This is a genomic window from Sphingopyxis sp. SCN 67-31 (assembly GCF_001725095.1).
On sequence record NZ_MEFH01000159.1, the window covers coordinates 1 to 6,597 of the forward strand.

Below are 6,597 nucleotides of genomic sequence, written 5' to 3' on the forward strand. Positions count from 1 at the left end.
GGGTGCTTGTCGGCATAATGGTTGAGCCCCGCAGCATAGGCGGTGAACAGCGCGCGCACGTCGGCGGGCAGGGGCGGCCAGTCGCGTGCCGCGGTCTTGCGGATATCCAGCAGTTCCGCGACATAATCGATCTTGGCGCCATCGGCACCGAGCAGCGCGCCGGTGCGCCCGCGCGTCATCGCGATCACCTCTTGCAGCGTCGCAAAATCATCCTCCGAATGGGCGTAGGCGACGCCATAGGCGACGTCGGCATCAGTCTTGCCGAAGATATGCGGCACCCCGAACTTGTCGCGCGCGATCTGCACATCGGTCGGCCGGAACGCCGGTGCGGGCGAAGCCTCGGCGGTCAACGGGTCCCACGCCGCAAGACCCACCGCCACCGCGACGAGCAGGAGGACGAGGCCAAGGAAAAATTTACGCATCCGCTTTCCCGCTCCATGCTTTATGGGGACTGGGCGACCTCATGGCGGAAAATTTGCGGCGCGAAAAGCCATGCTCTTGTGTTGCAAATGGGCAACACTATCTCTGGTGACGAGAAAGGGGCTTATCCACATGAACCTCGAAAAATTTACCGATCGCGCCAAGGGCTTTTTGCAGGCGGCGCAGACGATTGCGATCCGCATGAATCATCAGCGGATCAGTCCCGAGCATATCGCCAAGGCGCTGCTCGAAGACAATGAAGGCATGGCCGCGGGCCTGATCCAGCGCGCGGGCGGCGATGTGCCGCGCGCAGTCGCCGGCATCGACGCGCTGCTCGCCAAGGTTCCCGCCGTGTCGGGATCGGGCGCGCAGGCGACGCCGGGGCTCGACAATGACGCGGTGCGCCTGCTCGATCAGGCCGAACAGGTCGCGACCAAGGCGGGCGACGGCTATGTCACCGTCGAACGGCTGCTGCTCGCGATGGTGCTCGCCTCCTCCACTCCGGTCGGAAAGGCGTTTGCCGACGCGGGCGTGAAGGCCGACGCGCTCAACACCGTCATCAACGAACTGCGCCGCGGCCGCACCGCCGACAGCGCGGGCGCCGAAGACAGTTTCGAAGCGCTCAAGAAATATGCGCGCGACCTCACCGAAGTCGCGCGGTCGGGCAAGCTTGACCCCGTGATCGGCCGCGACGAGGAAATCCGCCGCACCGTGCAGATCCTCGCGCGCCGCACCAAGAACAACCCTGTGCTGATCGGCGAACCCGGCGTCGGCAAGACCGCCATCGCCGAGGGCCTGGCGCTGCGCATCGCCAATGGCGACGTGCCCGACAGCCTGAAGGACCGCCGCTTGCTTGCGCTCGACATGGGCGCACTGATCGCGGGCGCCAAATATCGCGGCGAGTTTGAAGAACGGCTCAAGGGCGTGCTCGACGAGGTGAAGTCCGCCGAGGGCGAGATCATCCTGTTCATCGACGAGATGCACACGCTCGTCGGCGCGGGCAAGGGCGACGGCGCGATGGACGCGTCCAACCTGCTCAAGCCGGCGCTTGCCCGCGGCGAACTTCACTGCATCGGCGCGACCACGCTCGACGAATATCGCAAATATGTCGAGAAGGATCCGGCACTCCAGCGGCGCTTCCAGCCGGTGTTCGTCGGCGAACCGACGGTCGAGGATTCGATCTCGATCCTGCGCGGGCTCAAGGAGAAATACGAACTGCACCACGGTGTGCGCATCACCGACGGCGCGATCGTCGCCGCAGCGACGCTGTCGAACCGCTATATCTCCGACCGCTTCCTGCCCGACAAGGCGATCGACCTGATGGACGAGGCGGCGAGCCGCATCCGCATGGAGGTCGAATCGAAGCCCGAGGAGATCGAAAATCTCGACCGCCGCATCATCCAGATGAAGATCGAGGAAGCGGCGCTGACCAAGGAGACCGATGCGGCATCGAAAGACCGGCTCGCCGCGCTGCAGGCCGAACTTGCCAATCTTGAACAGCAGTCGGCCGAACTGACGCAGAAATGGCAGGCCGAAAAAGACAAGATCCACGCCGAGGCGAAGATCAAGGAAGAACTCGACGCCGCACGCTCGGCGCTCGAACAGGCGCAGCGTGCGGGCGACCTCGGCCGCGCGGGCGAGCTCAGCTACGGCACGATCCCCGCGCTCGAAAAGCGGCTCGAGGAGGCAGAGGCCGCCGCGGGCAATGCGATGCTGCGCGAGGAAGTCACCGCCGACGATATCGCCGCGGTGGTCAGCCGCTGGACCGGCATCCCGGTCGACCGGATGATGGAAGGCGAGCGCGAGAAATTGCTCGGGATGGAAGAGACGCTCGGCAAGCGCGTCATCGGCCAGGACGAAGCCGTGCACGCCGTCTCGACCGCGGTCCGCCGCGCCCGCGCGGGGCTACAGGATCCGAACCGGCCCTTGGGCTCGTTCCTCTTCCTCGGCCCCACGGGCGTCGGCAAGACCGAGCTCACCAAGGCGCTCGCGCGGTTCCTGTTCGACGACGACAATGCGATGGTCCGCATCGACATGTCCGAATTCATGGAAAAGCACGCCGTGTCGCGCCTGATTGGCGCACCTCCGGGCTATGTCGGCTATGAGGAAGGCGGGGTGCTGACCGAAGCCGTCCGCCGCCGTCCCTATCAGGTCGTCCTCTTCGACGAGGTCGAAAAGGCGCATGGCGACGTGTTCAACATCCTCTTGCAGGTGCTCGACGACGGGCGGCTGACCGATGGGCAGGGGCGCACGGTCGACTTCACCAACACGCTGATCATCCTGACCTCGAACCTCGGCAGCCAGGCGATCGCGGCGCTGCCCGACGACGCGCCGGTCGAGCAGGCCGAGCCCGCCGTCATGGAGGTGGTGCGCGCGCATTTCCGGCCCGAGTTCCTGAACCGGCTCGACGAGATCGTGCTGTTTCACCGCCTCGCGCAGCAGCATATGGGCGGCATCGTCGATATTCAGGTGGCGCGGGTGCAGAAGTTGCTCGACGACCGCAAGGTGACGCTCGACCTCACCGACGCCGCGCGCGCGTGGCTCGGCCGAGTCGGCTACGACCCCGTCTACGGCGCGCGGCCGCTGAAGCGCGCGGTGCAGAAATATCTGCAGGACCCGCTCGCCGACCTGATCCTGAAAGGTGAAGTCAAGGACGGATCGACGGTCAAAGTGGACGAAGGCGACGGCGCGTTGACGCTAAGCTGCTGAGGTGGCATGATATCGCAACACACCCCCCTTCTTCCGAGGAATACGAGATGAAAGCATTGATTATTGGCGTATCCCTTCTGGCGCTTACACCATCGGCATGGGCGATGAGCGACCCCGCCGCTAAGGCGCCGACGGCTGAAAAGAAGGAGAAGAAGGAAGCGGACGCCAATCGTATCATTTGTCGCCGCGATCGGGTTATCGGTTCACGGCTGGCAACCAAAGAGACCTGCGCGACTGCTGCTGAGTGGGCAGAAATGCGCGCAGAGCAGCGTCGGACGACAGAACGCGTTCAAACGAACCGGCCAAAGGTCAGCCAATAATCTTGGTGCTCATGAAGCCGTCTGATATCAGCGCAATCAGACGGCTTCATATCCCATGCGCTCCGCCCAAGGCCGCAAAATGGGAAGGACGGCCTCCAGATAGGGGGCATAGCGACGCCAGCGATCCGTAGCGCGGGTATATAATTTTTCACCGATCTGCGAATAGCTTGCGGTTCGTACGCGGCCCCGGCTGCTGGCCGCCTTCCGGTGATCGTGCAGGTCGTCATGCCATTCCAGACCCAGCCACTTGATAAGCGGTTCGAGCTCACTTCTTGAGTCTGCAACGAGCCGCTCATAGCGGACAGAGTGATTTGCCGCGGGCAACAGGCCGATACCGCGATGCCACGCCTTGAAGACCGCATCATAGGTCCGCGCTGCCTCGTCGAGCGAAGTGAAGCTGCGCATTGCCAGATTAACCTGAAAATTCGCCATGAAACAACTGAGTACAACGTCATAGGGATGGCGTTCGGCCAAAATAATTTTGGCGTTCGGGAACAGACGATGGATCATGGGTACCCGTTCCATGTTGAGCGGGTGCTTGTCGACCAACCAACGGCCGTCGTCCCAGCCCGACTCGCGAGCAAAGTTGAAATAGGCAGTCCGCAGTTCCGCAACCCGGTCGGCATCGAGTTTACGGATATCCTCGTCATCAGCCAGCAATTTGCCAGTTTTGGCCATCATCGGTCGTTCCTCAAGAACTGACAGACTGGGCAATCCCATCAACATCGTATCGAGCAAAGTCGTTCCAGATCGGGGGAAGCCGACCAGAAAGATGGGGTCTCGACAGCCGTCTTCGACCTGAACCGCCTCCCACTCAGCCGCCCAAGCTTCAGTCCACAGAGCAAGATCCCGCTCCACGGTTTCTCGATAGGTGAGGCCCTCAATCGGCCCGGCCGTTGCCAGCGCCTCCTGGTTCATGCGCTCGAACGCGCGAAACGCCGTATCGGCATCTCCCCGGCGATCGGCAATCCCGCCGATAAGGTGAAAGCGGCGCATCGGATGGATCGTCTCGGGGATGGCTGCAGCGTACTCGGCCGCCTCATCAAAGGCACCGTCGCGTCGAGCCCGCCACGCGAGTAGATACGAAAATTCCGGCGGCGCCGTTTCCCGATCGATTTGATCAATGAGCGCAGCTAGATCGTCAACGCGATTCAGGCTTTCGTAGATCATGCCAAGTTCAATGTGCGGATCGCCGAAGCTTTCCGCCTTCTCCACCGCTCGCTTCAGGGCCGTTATAGCGGCATCCATGTCATCCAGGCGCGCATGCGCCAAGCCAATCTCCGTCAGCAGGTTAATGTCGTCGGGTGCGCTTTTCTCGGCATCGAGCAGCACCTTCAGTCGCGCCTCATGCCGTTCCGCACGCAGCAGTATCTCCGCAAGATTGCGATAGATAGATGCCTCGCCTGGGGCGATAGAAATCGCACGCTCGAACGCGTGGATAGCTCCATCAAAATCATCGACAGCGCCCAGCACGTTGCCAAGGTTGTTCCAGCTGGACAGATCATCGGGGTTCGCGGCCAGAGCTCGTCGATAGGCTTCCGCAGCAGCGGATATGCGCCCTTCCTGTTGATGTATATATCCCTCGATACGTGCAAGCGTAGGGGCTTCGGCGCCTTCGACGAGGGCGAGCGCTTCGTCGAAGCGCTGAAGGCTTACCAATGCGTTAGCCAGATTGGCACGCGTGGCGCGGTCATCGGGGCGAAGATCAAGCAGGCGGCGGAGGTATCCGCTCGCCATTTCAAACCTGTTCAGATGAAGGGTCGCATGACCGGCAAGGGCCAGATAGGGGGCGAGATCATCGGCATCAGTGAGAGCGGCCTCGATGATATCAAGGGCACCCTGCATGTCTTGGGCACGCATCAACTGCATAGCCTTCATAAGCGCGGGCGGGGGAGAAAATTGTTCGGGCGGCCGTGTCGCCATCATTTCTAACCTTGTCGTGGACGCATGATATCGAAGGCAACGGTCATCCGCTCGCCCGCGGGAAAGGGGCGCGTACCATGCCACATCGTCGATGGGAACAGCACAAGTCGACCCGGCTTCGGCTGCACCATTTGCAAGGGCGCCAAGCCCGGTACCAGATCGCGCGCCTCGCCCAGACTCAACCATCCTTCACGACGTACCTGCCCTTCAGCTGTAGTGTTCGGGACAGCGGCGTAGAAGGCTGAACTGATCCATCCTTGCGGATGCACATGATCAGCATGAAATCCTTCGTCGACCAACCGGACCGACCAGCTTCCAGCAATTCGGATCGGTCGTCGCGCTTTGGGCAGCGCGGGATGATTGGCGTCCGCGGGCGGCAGCAGCCCTATATATGCCTCGACAGCCGTCATAATCGCTTCGCGCAGCCGCGCGATCACCGGGGCGTCGCGCAGCAGCAGGTTTCCGTCCGTTTGCGTACCGCCCCGAACCGACTGATCAAGCGGCGCCGCACGACTGTTATGCAGGTCACGAAGATAATTCGCCAACTGGCCGATGTCGCCCACGGCCTCGGCAATATCCACCGACCGCACCAAGGACGGCTGATCATCCAGCCAACGCCAGCGCGGGTCGTCGAGCATTCGCCAGGCAAGGCTGCGATAAGGCCAAAGCAATCGCCCAGAATCGCGTGCGACCCAATGGTCGATCAGCGAATCCGCCGAATCCGGGCGATTGGCCCGGACGAGGTGGCGCGCGCGTTGCGCTGCCAATTCGACGCTTTGTGGTGCGCCGAGCTCCGTGAACAGTTCATCCGCCTTCGCCAGATCGCCGCGTTCGGAGGCAATGTGTGCAGCCGTCTCCTTCAGCCACGCGGGCGCCCCTATATTCTCGAGTGCTGTCCGCAATGCTATGTCGGCGCCCTCCAGATCGCGCGCTTCGAGCCGGATATTAATCTTTTCACGGTGCAAATCGGCTTGCCGTGGCAAGCGTGCCAACGCCCGATCAAGGGCCGCCGCAGGATCCTCGCCTTCCTGGCCCCGCAAGCGCGCCAGTGTTCTGTGCCCGTCGATCCAAAGCGGATTCTCACGGACCAGCGCTTCAAGGTCGGCAATGGCGCGGCCCGCATTGCCTTCGGCAAGCTGGGCGGCAGCACGGCCCTGATGCACCGATCCATCTGCAGGAGCGAGTCGCACCGCCTTTTCGAATAAGGCGGTTGCGGCATGGCCCG

At 62.6% G+C, this 6,597-nt stretch carries 5 protein-coding genes; 2 read left to right on the forward strand and 3 right to left on the reverse strand.

The window, feature by feature from the left end; genetic code table 11:
- Positions 1-422, reverse strand: a 422-nt coding sequence (locus tag ABS88_RS22470) for a penicillin acylase family protein (protein WP_286750633.1), incomplete at its 3' end; no start/stop codon positions are given.
- Between the two features lie 130 nt (positions 423-552).
- Between ABS88_RS22470 and clpB the strand changes: the two genes are divergently transcribed.
- A complete protein-coding gene (gene clpB, locus ABS88_RS22475) occupies positions 553-3,129 on the forward strand; it encodes an ATP-dependent chaperone ClpB (RefSeq protein ID WP_286750634.1) in 2,577 nt (858 codons plus the stop codon).
- Positions 3,130-3,176: 47 nt separating this feature from the next.
- Positions 3,177-3,449, forward strand: a complete 273-nt coding sequence (locus tag ABS88_RS22480; RefSeq protein WP_286750635.1) for a hypothetical protein — start codon at positions 3,177-3,179, stop codon at positions 3,447-3,449.
- 36 nt (positions 3,450-3,485) lie between these two features.
- Here ABS88_RS22480 and ABS88_RS22485 read toward each other — a convergent pair whose 3' ends face one another.
- Together ABS88_RS22485 and ABS88_RS22490 are read right to left on the reverse strand one after the other, a co-directional pair.
- Positions 3,486-5,375, reverse strand: a complete 1,890-nt coding sequence (locus ABS88_RS22485) for a tetratricopeptide repeat-containing sulfotransferase family protein (RefSeq protein WP_286750636.1) — start codon at positions 5,373-5,375, stop codon at positions 3,486-3,488.
- A gap of 2 nt (positions 5,376-5,377) precedes the next feature.
- A partial coding sequence (locus ABS88_RS22490) for a 2OG-Fe(II) oxygenase family protein (protein ID WP_286750637.1) occupies positions 5,378-6,597 on the reverse strand: 1,220 nt, incomplete at its 5' end.

Excerpts from the sequence above, each read along its gene's own strand:
- ABS88_RS22485 (WP_286750636.1), bottom strand. The coding sequence starts at position 5,375 with ATGATGGCGACACGGCCGCCCGAACAATTTTCTCCCCCGCCCGCGCTT.
- clpB (WP_286750634.1), top strand. The coding sequence starts at position 553 with ATGAACCTCGAAAAATTTACCGATCGCGCCAAGGGCTTTTTGCAGGCG.
- ABS88_RS22480 (WP_286750635.1), top strand. The coding sequence starts at position 3,177 with ATGAAAGCATTGATTATTGGCGTATCCCTTCTGGCGCTTACACCATCG.